Source organism: Gordonia amicalis NBRC 100051 = JCM 11271 (genome assembly GCF_000332995.1).
Lineage (GTDB): Bacteria > Actinomycetota > Actinomycetes > Mycobacteriales > Mycobacteriaceae > Gordonia > Gordonia amicalis.
This window is the reverse complement of the sequence record NZ_BANS01000083.1, coordinates 1-1,927: the sequence shown is the minus strand read 5'-3', so window position 1 is coordinate 1,927 and position 1,927 is coordinate 1. Positions and strand designations below refer to the sequence as shown.

The following is a 1,927-nucleotide window of genomic DNA, read 5'->3' as shown; positions in this document are numbered from 1 at the left end:
AATACACGTCGTTCGCATTCACCGAGGCGCTACGCGACTCCGGGCTCGCCGGCTCGATCGGCTCAGTCGGGGACGCCCTGGACAATGCGTTGATGGAATCGACGATCGGGTTGTACAAGAGTGAGCTCATCTCCGGCCAGCGATCCTGGACCGGACGAGCCGAGGTCGAACGCGAAACCGCCGCCTGGGTGCACTGGTACAACACCGAACGGCTGCACTCAGCGATCGGCTACTGCCCGCCGATCGAGTACGAGACACGCTACCGTGAGATCGTCGCCTCCGCGGCGGAGGCGGCCTAAACCAGGTCTCCATCCGGTCCAGGACGGTTCATCGATCCGTCCGAGCCCACCGCACTCAACCTGGTCTACACGCTCCTCAGTCTGGGCTGGCGTCTGTGCGCAAATTCGGACGACAGGCGCATTTCGGTTAGGGCAACACCACCCAAGACATAGACCAGCGCGCTGACTGATCTCGCCTGGGAAACGCGCGGCCTTGACGACCGGGGTGTCTCGTTCGATCCAGTTCCGCGGTGTCGCCTGGTTGATGTCGGGGAGACCTCCTACATGCTCGCGGGCGGCGAGTTTGGAGCCGCCCGCAGCGGCGAGGCGGTCGTGATTCATCCTCACAGTCCGCTCGCGGTTCTCCTGATCAAACTTCCTCGGTGCAGCCATACCGGCATTCTCCTGGTGAGATCACGGCCTCCACCAGACCAAGGATGGTTCACCTTTTCACGTTAGCTACCCTGCTCGTCATTTACGGTAGACGACGGCCAGTACGGCCTAATTCCCTCAGCGATCCGTTCCGTTTCAGCAATCGACAGCTCCTCGACTTGGCCCCACTCCGTACCACCTGAATCCAGTGTGCCAGCGACGTGGAAGTGTACGTGCCGGATTGACTGACTGGCTGACTCACCGTTGTTCTGCCACACGGAGATACCCGGCCGTTGATAGGCTGCATCAATCGCTCGCGCGGCGTCCCGCACCTCCGTCATCAACGCAGAACACTCGTCATCCGTCAAATCGAGAATGGTTTCACGGTGGGCAATTGGGACAACCAACAGGTGGGGTACTCCTCGCTGTTCTTGGGTGACCATCACCGCAGTCGCGCTGCCCTTTCTCACAAAGGTGAAGGGCCTGCTCTCGTCCAGGTAAGCGCAGAATGCGCATGGGTGCGCGTCCGGAAGCCTAAGTCCCGATTGCGTCATGACGGCCTAAGGGAAGAGAGGAAAGCTTGAAGTTCGAGTCGATCAAGCCGATCGAAGTCATTTGGGCGCACAACTATTCGCAGTTCGTCGCAAACCTTCTGAGTGCGTGACGCGAACACAAACGACATAACGATGAAACGGATCGAGTCTTGCGCTGGGATAACTTGCGAGAGGCGAGACTGGCCCCCGCCAATAACGGGAATTGCAACCGGCGTACCGTTCGCCGTCCTGGACACTTCATCCCACAGCGAAGCGAGGCTCCGCCAGATAGCATCCGGAGTGCTCTGCGCCTCGTTATTGGTGTCCATCTCACTATAGGCCAGGAAGTAGAGGCGATGAGATCCATGCCGAAGCGTAGCGACGGCGCCCACTCCATATTTGTCGGTCTTTCCTGGTTTCTGGATTGAACCTCTAACCGCACTACCCTGTAGCGCGGACGCCAGATCAAGATCCAATTTCTGTAAATCGCCACCGTAGAGACGTTCAAGGGCCTGTCCCTGAATGCTACTCTTTGCGATGATATTGGGCGCTAACGTGTCAAATGTGTCGCATGTGCCGACCACGATGTTGCAATCCTGAACGAATAGGTCGCCCTTTACAATTTCGATTCTCATGTTAGGCGAATTATACTGCTGGCTGATCGGGCGTGGCCATGCTCTAATTAGCCCATATCCGATCGAGGTAATAGCTATCAAGATCACAAGCGGCCACCCTCTGATAGAG

General features: G+C 58.0%; 3 protein-coding genes and 1 pseudogene. 1 reads left to right on the top strand and 3 read right to left on the bottom strand.

Annotated features, from left to right (window positions below):
• On the top strand, positions 1-299 hold a 299-nt coding region (locus tag GOAMI_RS22225), incomplete at its 5' end, for an integrase core domain-containing protein (protein ID WP_006438901.1).
• Between the two features lie 213 nt (positions 300-512).
• On the opposite strand, the pseudogene GOAMI_RS23720 reads toward GOAMI_RS22225, so the two are convergent.
• The 3 genes and pseudogenes from GOAMI_RS23720 to GOAMI_RS23145 all read right to left on the bottom strand — a co-directional run.
• Positions 513-671, bottom strand: a pseudogene (locus GOAMI_RS23720) (IS3 family transposase); the annotation flags it as partial.
• 62 nt (positions 672-733) lie between these two features.
• On the bottom strand, positions 734-1,204 hold the full coding sequence (locus GOAMI_RS22220) for an HIT family protein (RefSeq protein WP_006438899.1): 471 nt from the start codon (positions 1,202-1,204) through the stop codon (positions 734-736).
• Positions 1,201-1,818, bottom strand: a complete 618-nt coding sequence (locus tag GOAMI_RS23145; protein WP_157228365.1) for a macro domain-containing protein — start codon at positions 1,816-1,818, stop codon at positions 1,201-1,203. Before GOAMI_RS23145 ends, GOAMI_RS22220 begins: the two co-directional genes overlap by 4 nt.
• Positions 1,819-1,927 lie beyond the last annotated feature (109 nt).